Source organism: Montanilutibacter psychrotolerans, assembly GCF_003719825.1.
GTDB lineage: Bacteria > Pseudomonadota > Gammaproteobacteria > Xanthomonadales > Xanthomonadaceae > Montanilutibacter > Montanilutibacter psychrotolerans.
In genome coordinates, this window is sequence record NZ_RIBS01000008.1 from 21,616 (window position 1) to 44,727 (window position 23,112).

Below are 23,112 nucleotides of genomic sequence, written 5' to 3' on the forward strand. Positions count from 1 at the left end.
TCCTCAAGGACGAAGACAAGCGTGCCCTCAATGAACCCGCCTTCCGACAACGGCGCCGGCGCGATGTCTGCTCGCCTGGCGCGCCTGACGCCACAACAGCGCGAGCTCCTGCAGCGCCAGCTGGCAGCGCGCGGCACCGGCAACGACGATGCCCCGCCGGCCACGACGCCGATCGTTCGACGCGCCGAGCGCGGCCAGCCGCAGCCGTTGTCCCCGGCGCAGCAGCGCATGTGGTTCTTCGAACGTCTCCAGCCCGGAACGGCGGCGTACCACGTCTACGCCTACTACCGCCTGGACGGCGTGCTGGACGGCGACGCACTGCAACGGGCCTTCGCGCAGGTGGTGAATCGCCACGACGCTTTGCGAACGGGTTTCGCCGAAGTCGATGGTCAGCCGCGGCAGACCGTCGTCGCGCCGGGCGAGTTCACGATGGAACGGATCGATCTGTCGGCACTGGCTCCCACCGAGCGCGAAGCGCAGGTGCAGCGACTGGCCGACATCGACGCCGACCGACCGTTCGACCTCGCCCGGCCGCCATTATTGCGCGCGACCCTGCTGCACCTGGAACCGCGCCGGCACGTGCTGCTGGTGGTCGTGCACCACATCGTGTCCGATGCCTGGTCGATGGGGGTGCTTGTCGATGAGGTGTCGCGGCTCTACACCGCGTTTTCCACCGGTGCGGACGCGTCACTGCCGGAACTGCCGTTGCAGTTCGCCGATGCGGTGCTGTGGCAGCAGGAGCCGACACAGGCAGGTCGCATCGAGACGCAAACGGGGTTCTGGCAGCGGGCCTTGAGTGGCACCACCGGCCTGCTGGACCTGCCCACCGACTACCCGCGCGCGTCGACGCCGCTGGGTCGCGGCGGGCGCGTGCCGATGCAGTTGCCGCAGTCGCTGCTGACCGACGTGGGCGACCTGGCGCGACGGGAAGGCGCGACGCGGTTCATGGCCTTGCTGGCCGTATTCCAGGCGTTGCTTGCGCGCCACAGCGGGCAGGACGACATCGTCGTCGGCTCGCCGGTGGCCAACCGGCGTGCCCCCGCACTGGAGCCGTTGATCGGGTTGTTCGTCAACACCATCGCCTTGCGCGCGGACCTCGGCAGCGACCCGACTTTCCGCCAGTTGCTGGCGCGCACGCGCGCGCACTGCCTGGACGCACTGGACCATGCCGAAGTGCCGCTCGAACGCGTGATCGATGCGTTGGACATCGAACGCGCGCCCGGCCGCACGCCGTTGTTCCAGGCGATGTTCGTGCTGCAGAACACGGGTGCCGCGCCGCCGTCTCTGCCCGGCGTCATTGTCAGCTGGATCCAGCCGGCACTGCGCGTCGCGCGTCTGGAGTTGACCCTGTCGCTCGAAGAGACCACGGACGGGCTCGAGGGCACGTTCGACTACGACGCAGATCTGTTCGAAGCGGCCACCGTCGCGCGGATGGCACGTCAGTTCGAGGTGCTGCTGCGCGGTGTGCTTGCCGATCCCGACCAGCCGTTGTCGCAGGTGCCGCTGCTCGACGACGACGACCGCCGCGACCTGCTGCGCCTGGGCGACGGCAACCGCGAGGGCGCCGACCGCGATGGCCCAGATCCGAGAGCTGCCGCCGACGACAGCCTGTTCGCGATGTTCGCCGCGCAGGCGGCGCGGACACCACAGGCCGTGGCGCTGGTGGAACCCGGCGGCACGTTGCGCTACGACCAACTGCTGCGGCGCGCGTACGGCCTTGCCGGCGAATTGCGGGCGCTCGGCGTCGGCCCGGAATCGCGCGTCGGCGTGCTGACCGACCGCTCCATCGAAGCGATCGTCGCCATCCTCGGCGTCCTCGCCGCCGGCGGCGCGTACGTGCCGCTGGACCCGGCGCATCCGGACGAGCGGCTGGCATTCCTGCTGGACGATTGCGCCGCGCAGGCCCTCGTCGCACCGCCGGCCTGGCTGGCGCGCGCGCAGGCGCTGCACGTGCCGGTGCCGCTGCTGCGCAGCGACGCCGGTGCGGACGCCGCCCGCGGCATCGAAGACGCGCACGCCTCCGGTGCCACGCATGCCGCGTACGTGATCTACACCTCCGGCTCCACCGGAAATCCCAAGGGCGTGGTGATCGAGAACCGTGGTGCCGTCAATCTGGTGCGCGGCTTCATCGCCCGCCACGACTTCCGCGACCAGCGCCTGCTGATGATCCCGCCGCTGGTGTTCGATGCCTCGGTGGGCGACGTCTTCCCAATCCTGGCCACCGGTTCGACCCTGGTGCTGCATCCGACGCCGACCGAACTCGGTCCGTCCGAGCTCGAGCGGTTCTGCGCCGAACACGCGGTCGGCGCCATCGATGCGCCCGCAGCGCTGTGGCGTCGCTGGTCGGAAGGCTGGGCCGCCATGAATCGCACCGGCCCGTTGCTGCCGCAACTGCGCCTGATGATGATCGGCGGCGAGAGCGTGCCGATCGATCTGGTCCGCCGGTTCGCCGGCCTCACCGGTGGTCGCGTCGCGCTGTGCAATCACTACGGCCCGACCGAGGCCTCGGTCTGCGCGACCATGCTGGCCACGTGCGACGCCGCTGAACTGGCCGGGCCGGATCTGCCGATCGGCACGCCACTGCCCGGAGTGCGCATCTACGTGCTCGACCACCACCTCGCACTTGCTCCGCGCGGCGTGGTGGGCGAGTTGTGCATCGGCGGGGTGGGCATCGCGCGCGAGTACCTCGGGTTGCCCGATGCCAGCGCCGCGAGCTTCCTGCCCGATCCGTTCGTCGAGGACGTCGGCGCGCGGCTGTACCGCACCGGCGATCTGGCGCGATGGAACCACGACGGCACGCTGCAGTTCCTCGGCCGTCGCGACAACCAGGTCAAGCTGCGTGGCGTGCGCATCGAGTTGGGCGAGATCGAGACCGCGCTGGAAGCCCATCCACAGGTGCACGCCGCCGCGTCGCTGGTGCGCGAGGATCGCCCGGGCGACCGTCGCCTGGTCGCCTACGTTGTCTGCGCCCAGGACGGTCCCGACGCGGCCCAGTTGCGTGACCACCTCGCACAGCGTCTGCCCGAAGCGCTACTGCCGGCCGCTTACGTGCGACTGGACGCGATGCCGTTGACCCGCAACGGCAAGGTCGACCGTCGTGCACTCCCGGTGCCCGATGCCACGCACGATCGCGCGCGCACGCTGCGCGCGCCCGGCACCGACACCGAGCACGCCGTCCTGGCGGTGTGGCGCGACGTGCTTGGCCGGGCCGACCTGGGCGTCGACGACGACTTCTTCGCCGTTGGCGGCGATTCGCTGCTGACCCTGCCGCTGGTGTTCAAGCTGCATGCGGCGCTGGGCGTGGACGTGCCGCTGCCATCGGTGTTCGCCACCCCGACCATCGCCGGCCTGGCGCGCACCATCGACCAGCTGCGCTCGGGCGCACCGGTGGCGGCATTCGACCTGTCGGGCGAAGTGCGGCTGCCGGACGACATCGACCCGCGCCACGCCCGCCTGCCGGCCACGTCGCGCGCCACGCCGCGTTCGGTGCTGGTGACCGGCGCCACCGGGTTCCTCGGCGCCTACCTGGTGCGTGAACTGCTCGACACCACCGACGCGGAGGTCCTGTGCCTGGTGCGCGCCGACACGGTGACCGACGGCCTGCGGCGGGTGCGCGCCAACCTGGAGGGCTACGGCCAGTGGCGCGACGGCGACGAGGCGCGTCTGGTACCGGTGCCCGGCGACCTGTCGGCACCGCTGCTCGGACTGGGCGGCGAGGGCTTCGATGCATTGGCACAACGCACCGAGGCGATCTTCCACAACGGTGGCCAGGTCAATTTCCTGGCGCCGTACGAACACCTGCGCGCGGCCAACGTCGACGGCACCCGCGAGGTGCTGCGCCTGGCCACGCACACGCGCGTCAAACCCGTGCACCTGGTGTCCACGCTGGGCGTCTATCTGACCGATCGCCATCTGGGCACCACGGTGCGCGAATCGGACCCGCCCCCGCACGCCGACGACCAGCAGGGCGGCTACAACCAGAGCAAGTGGGTCGGCGAACAGCTGGCGCTGCTCGCGCGGGCACGCGGCTTGCCGGTGGCGATCTACCGGCCGGCGCGCATCACCGGCGACAGCCGCAGCGGCGCGGGCAACGTCGGCGACTATTTCAACGCGTGGATCAAAGGCTGCGTGCAGTTGGGCCTGGCACCGCGCCTGTCGGACGAATCCTTCGACATGGCGCCCGTCGATTACGTCGGCCGCGCGATCGTGCGATTGGCGCTGGGCGCCGGCGATGCCAACGGCAACTTCCATTTCCTCAACCCGCACCGACTGCCGGTTCCGGCAGCCATCGAGGCACTCGACGAGGCGGGCTATCGCGTGCGCGAGGTGCCGTATCCACGCTGGCGCGATGCGTTGCTGGCCGTCACCACGGCCTCGCGCGACAACGCGCTGGCGCCGTTCGCCGGTCTGTTCCCGGAACACTACGACCCCACCGAGCCCGCGTTCGATTGCACGGCCACCGCCGACCTGGTTGCCGCGACCGGACTGACCTGCCCGCCTGCCGATCGGGCACTGTTTTCGGTGTACCTGCGATTCCTGCGCGAGCGCGGCGCGCTGCCGGCGTTGTCGGAGGTGGAGGCATGAGCCGGGCGCCGGGACTTCGCGATTTCCTGTTGATCTGGGCTGGTCAATTGATCTCTGGCGTCGGCTCTCGGCTGACGTCGTTCGCGCTTGGGTTGTGGGTGTACCGGACCACCGGCTCGGAAACCCGCTTTGCCCTGGTCTTCATCGCGATGGCCCTGCCGGCGCTGCTGGTGTCGCCGCTGGCCGGCGCGCTGGTGGACCGCTGGGACCGGCGCCGAACGATGATCGCCTGCGAGGTGGCATCGGCCACGGTCATGGTGGCGCTGGCGATCCTGTTCGCCACCGACACGCTGGCGATGTGGCATGTCTATGCCGGCGTCGGCATCAGCGCGCTGGCCAATGCGTTCCTGCAGCCGGCGTATGCCGCAAGCATCCCGTTGCTGGCATCGCAGGACCAGCTCAATCGCGTCAACGGCATGGTCCAGACCGGCAATGCCGTCGCACTCGTCGGCGGCCCGGCATTGGCCGGCGTGTTGATGGGCGTGTTCTCGATGACCACCGTCCTGCTCGTCGATGCGTTGACGTTTGCGGTGGGGGTCGTCGCGCTGGTGGCGGCGCGGGTGCCGCGCCCGGCGCGCACGACACCGTCCGAGGAAGCCAACCTCTGGCACGAAGCCGCCACCGGGTTCCGCTACGTTCGCGATCGACCGGGCCTGCTCGGTGTGCTCACGGTGCTGGGACTTTCCAACTTCTTCTTCGGCATCGCCAGCATCGCCATCACGCCACTGGTGCTGTCGGTCAGCGGCGACTCGGAAACCATGCTGGGCCTGCAGATGAGTATCGGCTGCAGCGGCCTGCTGGTCGGTGGCCTGATCATGACCTTGTGGGGTGGTCCGCGCTCGCGCATCCGTTGCATGCTCGGGTTCTCGCTGCTGGCCGGGGTGTTCCTGGCCCTGCACGGTCTGGCGCCATCGTTCACGCTGATCTGTGCGGCCGGCTTCGCGCTGTTCCTGACCATGCCCTTCACCAACTCGGCCAATGCCGCGCTGTGGCAGAGCAAGGTGCCCGCCGATCTGCAGGGGCGCTGCTTTGCGATCCAACGCGTGCTTTCAGAGGCGGCGATGCCATTGGGCTACTGCCTGGCCGGACCGCTGGCCGAACACACGTTTGAACCCTTGCTGGCGCCGGGCGGCGCGCTGGCCGGATCGCTCGGCCTGCTCATCGGCACCGGGCCCGGGCGAGGCCTTGGCCTGATGTTCATCGTGCTGGGCGTGCTGATGGTGCTGGTGGCCGTCGGCGCCTACGCCGTGCGTTCGATTCGCCGCGTCGAAAGCGAACTGCCCGACGCACCGCCGCTCGTCGCCGACACGGGCACCCCATTGCAGTGCGCGACGTGATGCGTCGCGCGGACTGATCGGAAGCACCACGCCAGGGACACATGGAAGGACATGGCAATGACATCGGACAACGACGCGATTCCGCTGGTGGAATCGGACGGCCTGGCTGCGGCCACACAGACCCACATCGAAAGCCTCAGCGCGGCCGCACGCGGCCGGCTGTTGCGCGCCTCGGAAGTCGAGCGCGACCTTCCTGGCTCCCCGTTGGCGGTCACGGTCGACTGGGTACGCACCTTCCTGGCGCGACCGCATCCGGACGTGGGTCGCTCGGGACCGGTGTGTCCGTTCACACCGACGGCGCTGGCCCTGGACACGATCTGGCTGACCGAGATCACCGACCGCAACCCCGACCCGGCACGCCTGGCCGACGTGGTTGGCAAGTACCGCGACCTGTTCTTCGAGATCGAGCCGCGCAACGGCTCGGTGGCGATCAACAAGACCATCCTCATCGTCTTCCCCAACCTGGGAGCCGACGCGGCGGCACTGATCGACGACGTGCAACGCGAACTCAAGCCCAGCTTCGTCGACCTGGGCCTGATGCTGGGCGAGTTCCATTCCAGGAACGAAAGCCCCGGGCTGCGCAACCCCGACTTCCGCCCGCTACGCAGCCCGGTGCCGATGGTGGCGATACGGTTGATGGTCGAGACCGACCTGCCGTTCCTGCGTCGCCACATCGACGAACCGACCGTGCGCGCCGCGTACCTGCGCTCTTACCTGCGCCGTCTCGGCGGCACGGTGCGCCGCAACTACTTCGACCAGGCGGTGACCGCGCTGGTGGAAACCGAGCGTGAGCTGCGCGGCGACAGCCACGCATCGCTGCCGGCGTCCGTGCGAATTGGCACGCCGGCAATCGCTGCCAACGATCGCACCGTGGTCCCCGCGGCAGCCCCGGCCGACACCGCTGTCGCCGCGGCGCCCGAGCAACCGGCGACAGCGACGGACGCCGAAGCGGACAACGGCCGCGTCGCGATCGTCGGCGGCGGCCTTGCCGGCTCGTTGCTGGCCTTGTCGTTGGCTCGCCAGGGCGTGGGCGTGGATGTCTACGAGCGTCGCCCCGATCCACGGCTAGGCGGCGACGCCGGCGGACGTTCGATCAACCTCGGCCTGTCCAAGCGTGGCATCCAGGCGTTGACCGAAGTCGGCCTGATCGACGAAGTGATGCCGCTGTCGGTCACCATGCGCGGCCGCGTGATCCACTCGCCCGACGGTGGCACGCGCTTCCAGCCCTATGGCAAGAATGGCGGCGAGGTACTGCATTCGATCGACCGCAACGAGCTCAACCGCCTGCTGCTCGATCATGCCCAACGCCACCCGCAGGTGCGCCTGCATTTCGACCATCGCCTGGCGCATGTCGACAAGGACCGGCGCGAGCTGGAACTGGAATCAAACGGCGAACGCGTCCGCGTACGCCCGAGCTGGGTGGTCGGTGCCGACGGTGCGTTCTCGCGCGCGCGCCAGGAAATGCAGCGCGGCGAGCGCGCCGACTTCCAGCAGGAGTACCTGGAGTGGGGCTACAAGGAACTGTCGCTGTCCGCGCTCCCCGACGGCGGCTCGCAGATCGAACTGGAGGCGCTGCACGTATGGCCACGCCTGCACGGGCTGTTTGTCTCGCACCCCAACCGCGACGGCTCGCACACGCTGACGCTGTTCCTGCCGTTCGAGGGGCCGGACAGCTTCGCCACCACCACCGGCGAAGCGGAAGTGAAGGCATTGTTCGACAAGTACTTCCCCGACCTGGTGCCACTGTTGCCGAACCTGGTGGACGACTGGATGAGCCACCCGACCGGATCGCTAACCACGATCCGCACCGGCCGATGGCATCGCGATGACTGGATCGTGCTGGTCGGAGATGCGTGCCACGCGGTCTACCCGTTCTACGGACAGGGCATGAACTCGGCGTTCGAGGACTGCTCGGCGCTGATGGCGGCACTGGCGCGTCACGGGCAGAATCGCGCTGCGGCGTTCGCTGCGTACGAGCAGTCGCGCCGCCCGCACACCGACACGCTGGCCGAGCTGTCGAAGGCGAACTTTGTCGAACTCAAGCAGAAGGTGAAATCGCCGTGGTTCGTCGCGCGCAAACGCCTGGACGTCGCGCTCAACCGTTTTCTTCCGAAAACGTGGCTGCCGCTGTACACGATGATCGCCCACACCACGATTCCCTATGGCGATGCGCTGGCACGCGCGCACCGCCAGGAGCGGTTCCTGGCCGGCAGCGCGGTCGGGCTGGCCGGCGCGATCGGCGTCGGGGCGTGGCTGTGGCTGGCTTGATGCAGGCGGTAAATCCGTGACGCGTCTCATGCCCACGCATGAAATCGCCAACGATGACGATCGCGACGGCGGTCGTGGCGACGCGTGCGATCCATCGCTGTTGCGGCCGTTGCTGCCGCCATCGGTGCTGCTTGCGCAGATGCCACCTGCACAGGCCGACCCCACCGCGCTTCACCCGCTCGAGCAGGCGCAGGTGGCGGCGGCGGTGGCATCACGCCGCCTCGAATACGCCGCCGGGCGTCAACTCGCCCAGCCGTTGCTGCAGGCGCTGGGCGCGGTGCCCGCGCCGCTGCTCAACGGCGCCGATCGCGCACCGCTGTGGCCACCGGGAATCATCGGATCGATCACCCACTGCACCGGGCTGTGCGCGGTGGCGGTGGCCTCCGTCGACACGGCGCGTGGCATTGGCATCGACATCGAACCGGCAAGCCCGCTGCCGCGGGACGTGGTTGCACACGTTCTGGTCACGGGCGAGTCGGACCACTTCGCCGCGCTGCCCGAACACGCGATCGCGTGCGCCGACCGGCTGGTGTTCTGCGCGAAGGAGGCGGCCTACAAGGCGCTGTACCCAACCCTGCGCAAGTTCTTGGATTTCCCGGACCTGCGCGTTGAGCTCGCCGCCGATGGCACGTTCGTGGTGACCCCCACGCAACCGCTGGCCGGCATCCACACGCCCCTGCGCGGCCGCTACCGGGTGACGCGCGACCTCATGGCGGCCGCGGTGTTGTTGCCGAACACGTGAGAGCCGGCGCCGCGCGCCGCGCGCCGCGCGCAGACGGTGGGCCCCAGACACCGTCACGCCTGCGCGTGCGCGGGCAACGACCAGTCCACCGGTGTGCGGCCATGCCGCTGCAGGTACTCGTTGGCCGCCGAGAAGTGCCCGCAACCGATGAATCCACGGTGCGCCGACAACGGCGAGGGATGCGGCGCCTTGAGGATGCGGTGCCGACGCGGATCGATCACCTTGCCCTTGGCCTGGGCGTAACTTCCCCACAGCAGGAACACCAGCCCCTCGCGCTCGCGATTGAGGCTCTCCACGACGTGATCGGTGAAGCCCTCCCAACCGCGTCCCTGGTGCGCGCCGGCCTGACCGGCCTCGACGGTCAGCACGGCGTTGAGCAGCAGCACGCCCTGCCTCGCCCACGGCAGCAGACAGCCGTGATCGGGTCGGCGCAGGCCCAGGTCGCGCTCGATTTCCTTGTAGATGTTGAGCAGCGACGGCGGCACGGCCACGCCCGGCATCACCGAGAAACACAGGCCATGCGCCTGGCCGGGACCGTGGTACGGGTCCTGGCCGAGGATCACCACCTTGGTGGCGTCGAAGGGCGTCGCGTCGAACGCGGAAAAGATCTGCGCGCCGGGCGGGTAGATCGTCGCGCCCGCGGACTTGCGGTCGCGCAGGAAGGTGGACAGCGCCTGCATGTCCTCGCGCTGCAGCCAATCGCCGACATGCGCCTTCCAAGAGGGTTCGAGTTTGATCCGGTCGGTCATGCCGGCATTGTAGAAGCCCTGCCGGCCGCGATCGGAAATCGCGAGGCGTGCCGGACAGCCCACCGCCCCTGCCGAGCACGCACGGACGTGCGTCGTCGCCGACGCGGGCGCCCTGCCGCGCTGGTCAGCGGTCCATCGCGCGCTGCTCCGGCAACTGCGACAGGCGCAGCTGGAACAGGGTCTTGGTGATCAGCAGGCGTTCCTCGATCGGCTTCATGACCAGATCGTTGGCGCCTTCGCGCAACAGCGCGCTCTGGTTGTCAGGGTTGGCATCGCCGGTCATCACCAGCACCGGCAGGCGACGTTTTCCGTAGCCCAGGCCGTGCCGCACGTGCTGGACCAGGTCCTTTCCTTCGAGCGCGCCCTTCAGGTAGACGTCGGTCAGTACCACGTCGGTGCCGATGTCGTCCTGCCCGCGGTGGGCGTCGAGGTGTTCGAGCGCCTCCTCCACGCCGACGAAGTGCAGCACCTTCATGCCATGCCGTTCGAGCATGCGCTTGGTGGCCAGCGCGACCACGCGGCTGTCCTCGACATACAGCACCCGCGCATCCGGGATCGGCTCGGGCTGCACGTAGCCGCGGATGAACGCAGCCAACGCGCTGTGGCCGAGCGACTTGTCGAAGTAGTCGGTGACGTCCTCGGTGAAGCGGCGCTCCTCGAGGTGCGACTGCGCCTCGCCGGAGATCACGATGATCGGCACGTACGTCTGCACGGCCCCTTCGCGCACGGTGCGCGCCAGCGCGATGCCGTCTCCGTCGGGCAATACCAGCGAGGTGGTGACCAGGTTCACCGGCCCTTGCGCAAGCGCTTCGCGCGCCTCGGCGATGCTGCCGCACAGCACCAGCTGCGCATCGGGCAGCTCGCGCGCCAGCACGTCGCCGATCAGCTTGCGCGCGAGCTTGGAACCATCGACGACCATCACCCGTGCAGCGGTGTTGTCGAAGTGGCGAAGGTCGTGGCTGCTGGTGGTCACGGTGATCCTCAGGTTGCGGTCGGACGCGTCTGACGCAGGTAATGCCCGGTCACCAGGCCGGCACCAAGCCAGCCCAGCACTGCCGTTGCGAACACGAATGCCAGTGCCTGCAGCGGGTCGAACCCCTGCAGCACGAAGTGACTGCCGTAGCTTCCGGCCAGTTCGGCCAGCGGGGCACGCAGGGCCAGGTTGGCCGCGCTCAGCAGACCCAACGCCAGTGCCCCGGCCGCCAGGCCGTAGCAGGCGCCCAGGTACAGGAACGGTCGACGGATGAAGCCATCCGTTGCGCCGAGCAGTTGCAGCACGCCGATCTCTTCGCGGCGCGCCTGGATATCCAGCCGAACGGTGTTGCCCACCACCAGCAACGCGCCCAGGCCCAGGAGTGCGGCGAGCACCATCGCCAGTCGCAGACCGAAACGCAGCCAGCCGTCCAGCCGCTCGCGCCAACCGGCGTCGTGCTGCACCTGGTCGGCCTCGGCCAGCGCCTGCAGCGCGGTCGCCAGGCGCAGTTCGTCCTGTCGCGGGGTGACCAGCAACAGGCTCGGCAACGGGTTGTCTTCCAGGGCTTCGATCGCCTCGCCCAGGCCGGCACGCTCGCGCAGCTCGGCCAGGCCCTGTTCGGGCGTGCGCAGTTCCACCGCGGCCACATCGCCGCGCGCGCGCAGTTCGTCGGCCAGTGCGGTCGCGCGTTCGGCGGACACCCCGGTCTTCAGGAACACACTGACCTGGCGCGCCTGCTGCACCTGCCCGGCCAGCGATTCCACGTTGACCAGCGCCGCCCACAGGCCCAGCGGCAACGCGAGCGCGACGGACATGACGCCCACCGTGAGCGCGGTTGCCCACGGCTTGCCGAGCATGCGGCCAACGCTCGCCACCAGGCTGTAGACGTGGTGATCGAACCAGCCGCCCAGCCGCGACTGCGGCCGCGTTGCGGTCGCCGCGTTCATTCGGCCAGCTCCAGCGGCGAGATGTCGTCGACCAGGCGCCCCTGGTCCAGCACCAGCACGCGCTTCTTCATGCGCTTGACCAGGGCGAGGTCGTGGCTGGCGACCAGCACGCTGGTGCCGCGTTCGGGCAGCGATTCGAACAGCGCCATGATCTCGGCCGACAAGGTGGGGTCAAGATTGCCGGTGGGTTCGTCGGCAACCAGCAGTGCCGGCTCGACCACGATCGCGCGGGCGATGCCGACGCGTTGCTGCTCACCGGCCGACAGTTGCGACGGCAGCGCGCGGGCGCGAGCGCCCAGGCCGACCTTCTCGAGCGTGGCCGTGACGCGTCGGGCGATGTCGGATCGGCGCAGGCCGCGCAACAGCAGCGGCAGTCCGACGTTGTCGGCGACGCTGCGGTCACCGAGCAGGCGATGGTCCTGGAACACCACGCCGACGTCGCGTCGATGCAGCGCGACGCGACTGCCACGCACCTTGCCCAGGTTGCGCTCGGCAAACAGCACGGTGCCACGGCTGGGGCGTTCGGACAGGTGGATCAGCTTCAGCAGCGTGCTCTTGCCTGCGCCCGAGTGCCCGGTGACGAACAGCATCTCGCCGGCTTCGACAGCAAAGCTGACTTCGCTCAGCGCATTCTGCCCGCTGGGGTACTGCTTGCTGACGTTGTCGAAGCGCAGGACGCTCATCGCTCACCGGTGCGTGCCGCCGTCCCCCGGCGGCCTTGCCGGCAAGTATCGACGGCGACGGCGAGGATGGCCAGCCTGCCGCGTCGAGCGGTACGCCGAAACGTGAAGGGCGCCCATTGGGCGCCCTCCTTCGTCGCGATGCCGGGACCCGGCGCCGCGATCAGTGCTGCGAACGCGGCGCGCGCGTGATCAGCGACTTCAGTCCGCGGCCGATGCGACCGAGCAGGCCCGGCTTGCTGTCGCCGGTAACCGCCGAAGCGGGCTTGGTGGCGGCGACATGGGTGGCCTTGCCTTGGGCGGGACGCCCCTCGGCGTTGCGGGCCGGGCGCGGCGCGTCGCCCGAAGCGACGGACGGAGCCGTCGCGCTGGCACCACCGATGGCGGGATTCCCCTCGACACCGTCGACGCGGCGACCACCACGACGACGACGACGCTTGCGCGGCGCGCGCTCGCCTTCGACCGGGCTGGCGGCAGGAGCAGCGACGGGGTGAGCGGCGACCGTCGTCGCCGGCTCTGCGGCGGGTTCGGCACGCGGCGGACGCGGCGTGCGCGGGCCATCGGCAGCACCTTCGCGGCGCGGACGGTCGGACGAGCGCGGACCGCCTTCCCGGCGACCACCCGATCCGCTGCGGCCGCCGCTGCCGGAACCGCTGCGGCCACGACCGCCACCACGGCGCTCCTCGTCGGCGGCACGCTGCTCGCGCGCCTCCTTGAAGATCGAACCGATGCTTTCCTGCTCCTCGATCTCGCCCTCGGCACCGGCCGGCACTTCGCGCGGCTTGCGCGGCAGCGACACCAGCAGCTCGGCATCGACCGGCGCGGTCGGCAGCTTCTGCTCGATGTAGGCCTCGATGTCCGGCAGGCTCATCGCGTAGCGCTCGCAGGCGAAGCTGATGGCGTCACCCTCGGCACCCAGGCGCGCGGTACGGCCGATGCGGTGCACGTAGTCTTCGGAATCGAACGGCAGGTCGTAGTTGTAGACGTGGCTGACGCCATCGATGTGCAGGCCGCGCGCGGCCACATCGGTGGCGACCAGCAGTTCGAGCTGGCCCTTCTGGAACTTGTTGAGCAGCGATTCGCGCTTCTTCTGCGGCACATCGCCCGACAGCACCCCGACGCGGTACCCCCCGCGTTCCAGTGCGCGCGCCACGCGCTCGACCCAGACCTTGGTGTTGACGAACACCATCGTGCGCGCGCCTTCGCTGCGCGACAGCAGGCCCAGCAGCAGCGGGATCTTCTCCTCGTCGGAGGGGAAGTAGACCAGCTGGCGAACCTTGGCGTTGGTGATGAACTCGGATTCGACGACGAGCTTCTCCGGCTCGTTCATGTGCTCGTACGCCAGCTCCAGCACGCGATGGCTCAGCGTGGCCGAGAACAGCAGCGTCTGGCGCTCGGTGCGGATCGGCATGCGGCGCAGCAGGAAGCGGATGTCCTTGATGAAGCCCAGGTCGAACATGCGGTCGGCTTCGTCGAGCACGCACATCTCGCACGCGTGCAGGCTCACCACCTTGTGCTGCTTGACGTAGTCGATCAGCCGGCCGGGGGTGGCGATGATGACGTCGGCCCCCTGCTGCAGCAGCTCACGCTGCTTGTCGTAGTCGACGCCGCCGTAGACCAGCGCGAACTTCAGGCCCAGTTCGGAACCGAACTTCACCGCGTCCTTGTGGATCTGGATCGCCAGCTCGCGGGTCGGCGCCAGGATCAGTGCGCGCGGGTCTTCGGGCTTGCGCTCGGCCAGGGCAGGCTTGGTCAGCAGGCGGTTGATCACCGCCACCAGGAACGCCAGGGTCTTGCCCGTGCCGGTCTGCGCCTGGCCGGCGACATCGCGGCCGTTCAGGGCCAGCGGCAGGGTCAGCGCCTGGATCGGCGTGGTGCGCGAGAAGCCCGCTGCCTCCAGCCCGGCCAACAGGCTCGGGTGCAGGTCGAACGAGGAAAAAGTGATATCGGTTAAGGGCTTGTCGCTCATTGACTGGACTGTCCGCGCGCCGTTGGCGCTTGCTGGTGGTGCGCTTGCATGGGTGGCGGCAGCAAAGCAGACTGCCGGCGCCAACCGGGCCATGGGCGGCCGGTCGGGCGTTGGATTGGCATGGCGCGGCGGCCTTGAAGCCGTCGCGAAAGCACCCCAGTTTACCCTACGGCCCCATGCCCTACCGGATCACCGGTTCCGAGCCGGTTCCGTGACCCCCGTCCCACCCCGCCCCACCGCAGGAGATCCCTTGTGAGCGAGAAAGTGATGCATGTCGGCGATGCCGATTTCGATGCCGCCGTGCTGCAGTCGTCCGAACCGGTCCTGGTCGACTTCTGGGCCGAATGGTGCGGCCCGTGCAAGATGATCGCACCGGCCCTGGACGAGCTCGCCGAGACCTATGCTGGCAAGGCCCGCATCGTGAAGGTCAACGTCGACCACAACCGCGCCAGCGCCATGAAGTACCACGTCCGCTCGATCCCGATGCTGCTGCTGTTCAAGGATGGCCAGGTCCAGGCCACCCAGATCGGCGCGGTCGGCAAGGCGCAGCTGGCGCAGATGATCGACAAGGCGCTGTAAGCGCGCCGACTCCCGTGGGCCGCTCCGGCGGCCCCGCCCCCCGCCCGCCGACGGTCGGCGGGGGTGCTGCAGGACCGCCCTGCCAAGGTGAACGTCTGGTTCGCCTGCGCTTGCACGGCACGATGCGGCAGTGCTAGTTTCGCCTCACCCGGCGCCGCAAGACTCTGTCTCCGCGCCGCACCCTTCTAGCAAAACCACCATTGACCCACGTCCCTGACGTCCCGCTCGCAGTCTGCGAGCGCTCGCCGCTTAGCGAGGATTCCCGCTTGTCCGACACCACCCCCGACGCCGGCGATACCGCCGAGAAGCGCGTGCGCAAGCCGCGTGTAAGCAAGGCCGACCCTGCCGCAGCGCCCGCTGGCCAGGTGGCCGCCGCGCCCGCCGCTGCACAGACCGCTCCCGCACCTGCCCCCGCGGCCCCGCCGCCGGCGATGGCTGGCGCGCCCGCGGCGCCTGCGCCTGCCGCCCCCGCGCCCGCGCCCTCCCGCGCTCCGTCCCAGCCGCAGGGCCAGGCGTCGGGTTCCGGCGAGTCGCCCCAGGGCGGCAGCCAGGACAACGCCGGCGATGCCGGTGGCGCTGAAGGCGGCAACGCCCAGCGCGACCGCAACGAAGGTGAAGGCGGCAACCGCGGCAACAACCGTCGCGAGCGCTTCCGCAACCGCCGTGACCGCGAGCGCAACCGTGGTGGCCGCGGCGACGACATGGGCGGCGGCGACGGCAGCAACGAGACGTTCGTGCCGCGCCCGCACCCGCAGGTACCGGAAGGCTTCCCGGTGTACTCGCTGGGCGACCTCAAGCGCATGCCCGCACCGAAGCTGCTCGAGATCGCCGACCAGCTCAGCATCCAGGAAGGCGTGGCCCGCGCCCGCAAGCAGGACGTAATCTTCGCCCTGCTCAAGGTGCTGACCCGCCACGGCGAAGGCGTCGCCGCCGACGGCGTGCTGGAAATCCTGCCGGACGGCTTCGGATTCCTGCGCGCGGCCGAGGCGAGCTACCTCGCCGGCCCGGACGACACCTACATCTCGCCCAGCCAGATCCGCCGCTTCAACCTGCGCACCGGCGACCACCTGTCGGGCCGCATCCGCTTCCCGAAGGACGGCGAGCGCTATTTCGCGCTGTCGATCGTCGACACCATCAACGGCGAGCCGCTGGAAGCGTCGAAGAACAAGGTGCTGTTCGAGAACCTGACCGCGCTGTTCCCGCGTCGCAAGTTCAAGCTCGAGCGCGGCGATGGCTCGACCGAGGACATCACCGGCCGCATCCTCGACCTGATGGCCCCGCAGGGCAAGGGCCAGCGCGCGCTGATCGTCTCGCCGCCGAAGGCCGGCAAGACGATGATGATGCAGCAGATGGCCACGGCCATCACCTACAACCACCCGGACGTGCACCTGATCGTGCTGCTGATCGACGAGCGGCCCGAGGAAGTCACCGACATGCAGCGCACCGTGCGCGGCGAGGTCATCTCCTCGACCTTCGACGAGCCGGCCGGCCGCCACGTGCAGGTCGCCGAAATGGTGATCGAGCGCGCCAAGCGCCTGGTCGAGCACAAGAAGGACGTGGTGATCCTGCTCGACTCGATCACCCGCCTCGCGCGCGCCTACAACAACGTGGTGCCCAGCTCGGGCAAGGTGCTGTCGGGCGGCGTCGACGCCAATGCACTGCACCGTCCGAAGCGCTTCTTCGGTGCCGCGCGCAATGTCGAGGAAGGCGGCTCGCTGACCATCATCGCCACCGCGCTGATCGACACCGGCAGCAAGATGGACGAGGTGATCTACGAGGAGTTCAAGGGCACCGGCAACTCCGAGGTCCACCTCAATCGCCGCATCGCCGAGAAGCGCGTCTACCCGGCGATCGACATCAACCGCTCCGGCACCCGCCGCGAGGACTACCTGATCGAGCCCGAGCTACTGCAGAAGATCTGGATCCTGCGCAAGCTGCTGCACGGCATGGACGAAATCGGCGCGATGGAGTTCCTGCTGGACAAGATGAAGAACTCCAAGTCCAACGACGAGTTCTTCAGCTCGATGAAGCGCTGAGTACGAAAGATCCTACCCGCTGAGGTAGGACCAGAAGCCCTGCTGGGGCAGGCCTTGATCTTCAAGGCCCTTCAACCAGCGGGGCTTTTTTGTGCGTGAAGGAAGGACAGCAACCCCGGCCGAAGCCGGGGTTGCTGCGGTGCTGCGGTGCTGCGTTATTGCGCTGATGCGTTGCGTTGCTGAGTTTCGTTGTTCCGAAACGTCCGAGCTTCGCCGACCGCGGACGGTCGGCGATACCCGGATCAGAACGTGATGCTCCAGCTGTCGATCTTGCCGACATCGCCCGGGCCGGCGTCGTTGACGCGCAGCTTCCACGTGCCGTTCAACGCCTCGGTCGAGAGGTTCAGCGTGACCGTCTTGTTGATGTCGTCGGTGGCGCCGCCGCTACGGTTGTGGATGTTGTAGAGGCTGCCATCGGGTGCCACCAGATCGACCTTCAGATCCCCCTGGAAGCTGTGCACGATCGCGACCGTCACCGAGGCATTGGTCGGAGCGTTGTCGCTGCGGCCGGACACGGTGATCGGGCTGTCGACGGTGACGCCGTCGCTGATGGTGTAGTCGGCAGCGTTGCTGTAGGTCTGCGTGCCACCGGTGCCGGCGGTGTAGCTGCCGGTCAGGCTGGCACCGGAGAACGCGCTGTAGCCCTTCACCAGCACGTGGTAGGTGCCGGCCTGGGCCACGGCCACGGTGCAGGTTTCGGCGTTGGCGCCGCCTTCGGACTTGCAGGCGAAGCTGGAGGTGGTCGGCTGCGAACCAAGCTGCGCGTAAAGGTCCAGATCGCCGGTGCCGCCGCTGGTGACGAACTTCAGGTTGGTCGCACCAGCCGGCACGACAAGCGTGAAGTACTGGCTGCTGCCCGCCGCACCGGACAGCCCGGTCTTGGCGACGCCATTGGTCAGCACGGTGCCGCCGCTGGACGCGACCGTGACCGAGGCGGTCTTGGTGTGGGTGGCGCCGTCGTCGTCGGTGACCTTCAGGGTGACGGTGTAGGTGCCGGCCGCGGTGTAGGTCTTCTTCGGACTGGGGGCGGCGGAGGTGGTGCCGTCGCCGAAGGTCCACAGATGCGACGCAATGTTGCCGTCGCTGTCGGTGGAGCTGTCGGTGAACTGCACAACCAGGCCGTTCACGCTCGAGCTGAAGTTCGCCACCGGCGCCACGTTGCCCGGCGGATTGCCGCCACCTGCAAAGATGGAGTACAGCAGCCGGTTCGGCGAACCCACGCCTTGGTTCGTGACCTTGTTGGGAGTGGAACTGTTGATGAGCGCCTGCGCCACTTCCGCCTGGGTGGCCAGCGGGTGCACCGCCAGGTAAAGCGCGGCAGCGCCGGCAACGGCCGGTGCGGCCATCGACGTACCGCTCATGGAGGTGCTCGCCTGCGAACCCGTGCGCGAGGCCGACGTGATGTTGTCACCCGGCGCGAAGATGTCCAGGCAAGCACCATAGTTGGAACCTTGCGCCGGGAGTGCCCCCCAATCCGCCGTATCGGGGCGCCTGTCGTTGCTCATGGTGGCGCCCACCGTGATCGCGGCAGGCAGGCGCGCGGGCGAATTCAGGCAGGCATCGCCATTGTTGTTGCCCGCGGCAATGACGGTGATCACGCCCGAGTCGATCATGGCCTGCACGGCATCGTCCTCGGCCTGGTCGGCGGGACCGCCGAGGCTCATGTTGACCACGGCCGGCTTGACGTGGTTTTCCGTGACCCAGTCGATGCCAGCGAGGATCTTGTCGCCGGTCGTTGTACGGCCACAACCGAACACCCGCACCGGGTGCACGGTCACGCCCTTCGCCACGCCCCACCGGGTGCCGCCGACGGTGCCGGCCACGTGGGTGCCATGCCCCTGGCAGTCTTCGGTGCCGCGACCGTCCAGCTCGGAGGTGAAGCCCGCGCCCAGACGCCCGGTGAACTCGGTGTGGTCGGCCCGGATACCCGTATCGATGACGTAGGCATGCACGCCGGCAGCGGTGGTGTCGTAGGTGTACGAGCCGGAGAGCGGAAGGTCGCGCTGGTCGATGCGATCCAGGCTCCAGACGGCATTGGCCTGGGTGTCGAACAGTTGGACGATGCCGTTCTCTTGGACATAGGCGACGCGATTGTCGGCGAGCAGGCGCGCCAGCGCCTTGTCGTCGGCCTTGACCACGAAGCCACGCAGGGCCTTCTTGTAGGTGCGCAGCAGCCTGCCGTTGTGTGAACGGGCCATCTGCTGGGCGATGGTGGCCACCGGCGAGCGCCTCACGCCGCCCATCAGGCTCACTTCGCCCGTCAGGCTGGCCGCCTCCTTCTTGAGGACGACGATGTACTCGCCCGCGACCGGGCGATCGACGGTCTTCAGCTCTGCGGCATGGGCAGACACTGCGCTCATGCCGAGCAATACCGCGCTGGCCAGGGCGGACATGTGCAGTTTTACTGCTTGCTTGCGTGTGTTGGACATTTGGAATTCCTGCTCGAAAGTCTTGACTTGATGGATGCCTGCCACGATTCCGGCCGAAGCCGGGGTTGCCGCAAGAACCCCCTATCTGACTGAGTGAAAGGCCCGGAAGGAGCGAAACAGCGAGCCTGGCGATGCCGTGCGCTCAGCGACGGCGCGTCACATTTAGGTGATCGCGCCGTCACGAACTTCTTTCGAGAGATCACTTTTTTCTCATTTGTCGCCCAATGGCTGATGCCGGGCGAACTTTTCTCGTGAGTCGGGCCACTGGCTGCTCGCTGCGCAGCAAGGGCCATCGGGTATCGACCCGAGTGTCGATGGCGAGGATTGCCGACGATCGGCGCGCGCGCGCGCCGGCGCGCCGCAGCCATCCCGTCGCGTATGGAAGGTGGCGGGGACCTGTCGACCCGTTCTGCCCGGCCTGGGAGCGCTACGTCAGCACCGGCGTTGTGTTGGCGGATCTCTGCTCAAGGTCGCGCATGATCCGGGCGCCTTCCGGCTTCCCTGCCGCGCCCGGTGCCGCCTGCATGGCGGCGCGGTCACCACGCCCCGCCGTGCGGGGCGTCTTCATTTCGGGGGCGGCCTGCGCGATGCGGGCGACGCCGGTCGCAGCGGAAAGCGGCGCGGCTTCATGCGGTAGGCGGTGGGCGGTGGTTCTTCGGCGGGCGCCGGGTCGTCGGCCACCACCACCTGGTCGCGGCCGCGTTGCTTGGCCTGGTACATCGCCGCGTCCGCGCGCGCCATCCATTGCGCGACATCCTCACCGGCGGCCAGCGTGGCCGCACCGATCGACACGGTGACGCGTTCGTTGCCGCAGCGCAGTTGCTCGGCGACGCTGGCGCGCAGGAACTCGGAAACCGTGCGCAACGCCCGGCGATCGACGCCCGGCAGCACCAGCACGAACTCCTCGCCGCCGTAACGGAAAAACCGGTCGCCCTTGCGCGTGGCGCGTATCACCAGCCCTGCGAAATCGACCAGCACGCGGTCCCCGGCTTCGTGGCCGTAGGCATCGTTGATGTGCTTGAAGTAGTCCAGGTCGAGCACCGCCAGGCCGACCGGCAATTGCTGCCGCCGGCTGGCCTCGATCGCGATCGGCAACTCGCGCTCCATCGCCCGGCGGTTGTGCGCGCCGGTCAGTGGATCGTGTTCGGCCAGGCTCTCCAGTTGCCGCCGCTGCAGTCCGGCGCGGTAGGCGAACGCGAACGCGAATCCCGCGCAAACCGTCGCGGTGACGGCGAACATCGCGCGCTCGAGCACGTTGGCGAACGCCCCGCCGTGCACGATCAGGAAGCCGATGATCAGCAACGACGCCAGCGTCGCCCGGCGGCGCTCCAGCAGCAGGAAGTTGCCGATCAGCGCCACGTAGGCCCACAGCACGCCGGGCAGTCCCAGCACCATGCCGACCACGACGCAGCCCAGCGAGTTGGTGGCTGCCACCAGCAGCGCCGCGCGCGCGATGCTGCCGCCGCGCCAGATGTGCACCAGCGCCAGGCAGATGCACAGCATGATCACCGAGTCGATCGCGAACGCCAGCCATTGCCCGTCCGCGAGGCGGAACAGCATGAACGGTGCAAGCCCGAACAGGGTGATCGACCCCAGCGCCATCAGGATCGCGAAGTCGAAGTCCGTGCGTAACCTCTGGAACGACATCCGTGGCCCTGCCGGCGAAGCCGACCACCATGGAATCAGGCCGGGGGACGTGGCGCAAGCACCGTATGTGTGCCTTCGCATGCAGATTTCCGTTCTCTGGGGCCGGCCCGTGCCCGCCCGGGCGGTGCCGGGTCAACCGCCGCTGGGACCATACGGCACCGCACCGATGGGCAGGTCGGGCCAGGTTGCCCGGGTCCGGTTGGGCGACAGGCTCGGCGATTCGGGCGAAGCCGTTTCAGCGGACCGACTGCGGCTGGGCGATTGCGGCGGGCGGCCTTTAGACTTGCCGTTCAGCGACGATCGCGTGGCTGGCGATCATCACCATGGAGACGATGCATGCACGGCGGCGGACTGGAACTGGCACTGGTGTTCCTGCTTGCGGCGGTGGTCGCGGTGCCGGTGTTCCGGCGATTCGGACTCGGCGCAGTGCTGGGCTACCTCGCCGCCGGCGTCGCGCTCGGCCCGTTTGGCTGGAAGGTGATCCGCAACGCCGAGCCGGTACTGGCCGCGTCGGAAATCGGCGTGGTGATGATGCTGTTCGTGATCGGCCTGGAACTGTCGCCGGCACGCCTGCGCGTGATGCGCCGTCCGATCTTCGGTGCCGGCGGTGCGCAGGTGCTGCTCAGCGGTCTGGCGCTGGGCGCACTGGCGCTGGGCATCGGCGACCTGCACTGGAAGCCGGCGCTGGTGGTCGGTTTCGGGCTGGCGTTGTCGTCCACGGCCGTCGGCCTGCAATTGCTGTCCGAACGCAAATCCCTGACCAGCGAACACGGCCGGCTGGCGTTCGCGATCCTGCTGTTCCAGGACCTCGCGGCCATTCCGTTGCTGGCGGCGATCCCGCTGCTGGGCAAGGCGGCCGCCACCGGCGATGGCCTGGGCTGGAGCGAGGTGTTCCGCGCGATCGGTGCCATCGCCGTGGTCGTGGTCGGCGGGCGCTTCGCGCTGCGCCACTTGCTGCGCGTGGTGGCGCGCACGCGCATGCCCGAGGTGTTCACGGGCGCGGCACTGCTGACCGTGCTCGGCGCGGCGTGGATCATGCAGGGCGCGGGCCTGTCGGCCGGCCTGGGCGCTTTCCTGGCCGGCGTGCTGCTGGCCGATTCGGAGTTCCGCCACGAGCTCGAATCGCAGATCGACCCGTTCAAGGGTCTGCTGCTGGGCCTGTTCTTCATGGCCGTGGGCATGAGCATCGACCTCAAGCGCGTGCTCGCCGAGCCCGAGCTGATCGCCTGCGCGGTGGCGGTGCTGATGGCGGTGAAGTTCGCGATCCTGTTCGCGGTCGGGCTGCGCCCGGGGCGCCTGGACCGGCGCGAAGCCTTGCAGCTGGCCAGCGTGCTCGCGCTGGGAGGCGAGTTCGCGTTCGTGGTGTTTGGCGAAGCCAAGAAGGCGCAACTGATCGATGCGATCCTGCGCGACCGGCTGGTCGCGGTGGTGGGCGTGTCGATGGCGCTGACGCCGCTGCTGCTGATCGCGGTGTACCGCCTGCTTGCCGCCAATCCGTCGCCCAAGCCCAAGCGCGAGTTCGACACCATCCCCGACCAGAACCCGCAGGTGCTGATCGCCGGCTTCGGCCGGTTCGGTCAGATCGTCGCGCGTCTGCTGGTGGCGCAGAAGACGCCGTTCATCGCCATCGAGAACAGCGCCGAGCAGGTCGACTTCATGCGCCGCTTCGGCAATCCGATCTACTACGGCGACCCGGCGCGGCCCGAGCTGCTGCGCTCGGCCGGCGCCGAACACGTCCGGGTGTTCGTGGTGGCGATCGACAAGGTCGACGAGAACCTGCGCACCGTGCGTACGATCCGTCGCCTGTACCCGGCGGCCACGGTGTTCGCGCGGGCCCGCGACCGCCGCCACGCCTGGGCGCTGATGGACCTGGGCGCGCGCGCGATGCGCGAGACCTTCTTCACCAGCCTCAAGCTGGGCGAAGAGGTGCTGGTCGAACTGGGCCTCTCGCCCGAGCAGGCACGCGACCACGCTGAGCGCTTCCGCGAACACGATTCCAAACTGCTCAATCGCCAGTACCTCGTGCACGACGACGAGGATGCGCTGATGCAGAGCTCGCAGGACGCGCGCGTCGAGCTGGAACAACTGTTCGAGGCCGACCGCGGCGAAGGCGTGCTGGGCGACGAGAACGAGGGCGCCTCGCATCCGACGCCCTGAGGCCGCCGGCAACGC

General features: G+C 69.0%; 14 protein-coding genes. 7 read left to right on the plus strand and 7 right to left on the minus strand.

Annotated elements, in window-relative coordinates; genetic code table 11:
• Positions 1-30 precede the first annotated feature (30 nt).
• The 4 genes from EER27_RS14420 to EER27_RS14435 are packed head-to-tail and all read left to right on the plus strand — an operon-like array spanning position 31 to position 8,931.
• On the plus strand, positions 31-4,584 hold the full coding sequence (locus EER27_RS14420; RefSeq protein ID WP_123088840.1) for a non-ribosomal peptide synthetase: 4,554 nt from the start codon (positions 31-33) through the stop codon (positions 4,582-4,584).
• A complete protein-coding gene (locus EER27_RS14425) occupies positions 4,581-5,921 on the plus strand; it encodes an MFS transporter (RefSeq protein ID WP_123088841.1) in 1,341 nt (446 codons plus the stop codon). Before EER27_RS14420 ends, EER27_RS14425 begins: the two co-directional genes overlap by 4 nt.
• A gap of 57 nt (positions 5,922-5,978) precedes the next feature.
• Positions 5,979-8,189 (plus strand): FAD-dependent oxidoreductase, encoded by a 2,211-nt coding sequence (locus EER27_RS14430; protein ID WP_223807359.1) that lies wholly within the window; start codon positions 5,979-5,981, stop codon positions 8,187-8,189.
• 28 nt (positions 8,190-8,217) lie between these two features.
• Positions 8,218-8,931, plus strand: coding sequence for a 4'-phosphopantetheinyl transferase family protein (locus EER27_RS14435; RefSeq protein WP_190285819.1), 714 nt, complete (start codon positions 8,218-8,220; stop codon positions 8,929-8,931).
• A 53-nt stretch (positions 8,932-8,984) separates the two neighbouring features.
• On the opposite strand, the gene ung is transcribed toward EER27_RS14435, so the two are convergent.
• The 5 genes from ung to rhlB all read right to left on the minus strand — a co-directional run bounded on the left by ung (position 8,985) and on the right by rhlB (position 14,249).
• Entirely contained in the window at positions 8,985-9,680 is a 696-nt protein-coding gene (gene ung / locus EER27_RS14440; protein WP_123088843.1) for a uracil-DNA glycosylase, read from the minus strand.
• Between the two features lie 124 nt (positions 9,681-9,804).
• Positions 9,805-10,599, minus strand: a complete 795-nt coding sequence (locus tag EER27_RS14445; RefSeq protein WP_123088901.1) for a response regulator — start codon at positions 10,597-10,599, stop codon at positions 9,805-9,807.
• A gap of 62 nt (positions 10,600-10,661) precedes the next feature.
• Positions 10,662-11,600 (minus strand): permease-like cell division protein FtsX, encoded by a 939-nt coding sequence (ftsX, locus tag EER27_RS14450; RefSeq protein ID WP_123088844.1) that lies wholly within the window; start codon positions 11,598-11,600, stop codon positions 10,662-10,664.
• Entirely contained in the window at positions 11,597-12,283 is a 687-nt protein-coding gene (gene ftsE / locus EER27_RS14455) for a cell division ATP-binding protein FtsE (protein WP_123088845.1), read from the minus strand. Before ftsE ends, ftsX begins: the two co-directional genes overlap by 4 nt.
• A gap of 160 nt (positions 12,284-12,443) precedes the next feature.
• Positions 12,444-14,249: an ATP-dependent RNA helicase RhlB gene (gene rhlB, locus EER27_RS14460; RefSeq protein WP_123088846.1), complete on the minus strand. Its 1,806-nt coding sequence runs from the start codon at positions 14,247-14,249 to the stop codon at positions 12,444-12,446.
• Positions 14,250-14,501: 252 nt separating this feature from the next.
• On the opposite strand from rhlB, the gene trxA reads away from it, so the two are divergent.
• On the plus strand, positions 14,502-14,828 hold the full coding sequence (gene trxA, locus EER27_RS14465) for a thioredoxin TrxA (protein ID WP_123088847.1): 327 nt from the start codon (positions 14,502-14,504) through the stop codon (positions 14,826-14,828).
• Positions 14,829-15,094: 266 nt separating this feature from the next.
• Positions 15,095-16,864, plus strand: a complete 1,770-nt coding sequence (gene rho / locus EER27_RS14470) for a transcription termination factor Rho (protein WP_123088848.1) — start codon at positions 15,095-15,097, stop codon at positions 16,862-16,864.
• Between the two features lie 242 nt (positions 16,865-17,106).
• On the opposite strand, the gene EER27_RS14475 is transcribed toward rho, so the two are convergent.
• Both EER27_RS14475 and EER27_RS14480 read right to left on the minus strand, forming a co-directional pair.
• The gene (locus EER27_RS14475) at positions 17,107-19,293 is read right to left on the minus strand and encodes a S8 family serine peptidase (RefSeq protein WP_123088849.1); all 2,187 of its coding nucleotides are present in this window, start codon (positions 19,291-19,293) and stop codon (positions 17,107-17,109) included.
• Positions 19,294-19,857: 564 nt separating this feature from the next.
• Positions 19,858-20,940 carry a GGDEF domain-containing protein gene (locus EER27_RS14480; RefSeq protein ID WP_190285820.1) on the minus strand — a complete coding sequence of 361 codons (1,083 nt, stop codon included), beginning with the start codon at positions 20,938-20,940 and terminating at the stop codon, positions 19,858-19,860.
• Positions 20,941-21,276: 336 nt separating this feature from the next.
• On the opposite strand from EER27_RS14480, the gene EER27_RS14485 reads away from it, so the two are divergent.
• Positions 21,277-23,097, plus strand: coding sequence for a monovalent cation:proton antiporter-2 (CPA2) family protein (locus EER27_RS14485; RefSeq protein ID WP_123088851.1), 1,821 nt, complete (start codon positions 21,277-21,279; stop codon positions 23,095-23,097).
• Positions 23,098-23,112: the final 15 nt, after the last annotated feature.

Bases quoted from the DNA above. Each gene is read 5' to 3' on its own strand.
- EER27_RS14420 (WP_123088840.1), top strand. From the start codon at position 31: ATGAACCCGCCTTCCGACAACGGCGCCGGCGCGATGTCTGCTCGCCTG.
- EER27_RS14435 (WP_190285819.1), top strand. From the start codon at position 8,218: ATGCCCACGCATGAAATCGCCAACGATGACGATCGCGACGGCGGTCGT.
- EER27_RS14445 (WP_123088901.1), bottom strand. From the start codon at position 10,599: ATGGTCGTCGATGGTTCCAAGCTCGCGCGCAAGCTGATCGGCGACGTG.
- EER27_RS14475 (WP_123088849.1), bottom strand. From the start codon at position 19,293: ATGTCCAACACACGCAAGCAAGCAGTAAAACTGCACATGTCCGCCCTG.
- EER27_RS14480 (WP_190285820.1), bottom strand. From the start codon at position 20,940: ATGTCGTTCCAGAGGTTACGCACGGACTTCGACTTCGCGATCCTGATG.
- EER27_RS14425 (WP_123088841.1), top strand. From the start codon at position 4,581: ATGAGCCGGGCGCCGGGACTTCGCGATTTCCTGTTGATCTGGGCTGGT.
- ftsX (WP_123088844.1), bottom strand. From the start codon at position 11,600: ATGAACGCGGCGACCGCAACGCGGCCGCAGTCGCGGCTGGGCGGCTGG.
- ung (WP_123088843.1), bottom strand. From the start codon at position 9,680: ATGACCGACCGGATCAAACTCGAACCCTCTTGGAAGGCGCATGTCGGC.
- rhlB (WP_123088846.1), bottom strand. From the start codon at position 14,249: ATGAGCGACAAGCCCTTAACCGATATCACTTTTTCCTCGTTCGACCTG.
- EER27_RS14430 (WP_223807359.1), top strand. From the start codon at position 5,979: ATGACATCGGACAACGACGCGATTCCGCTGGTGGAATCGGACGGCCTG.
- EER27_RS14485 (WP_123088851.1), top strand. From the start codon at position 21,277: ATGCACGGCGGCGGACTGGAACTGGCACTGGTGTTCCTGCTTGCGGCG.
- ftsE (WP_123088845.1), bottom strand. From the start codon at position 12,283: ATGAGCGTCCTGCGCTTCGACAACGTCAGCAAGCAGTACCCCAGCGGG.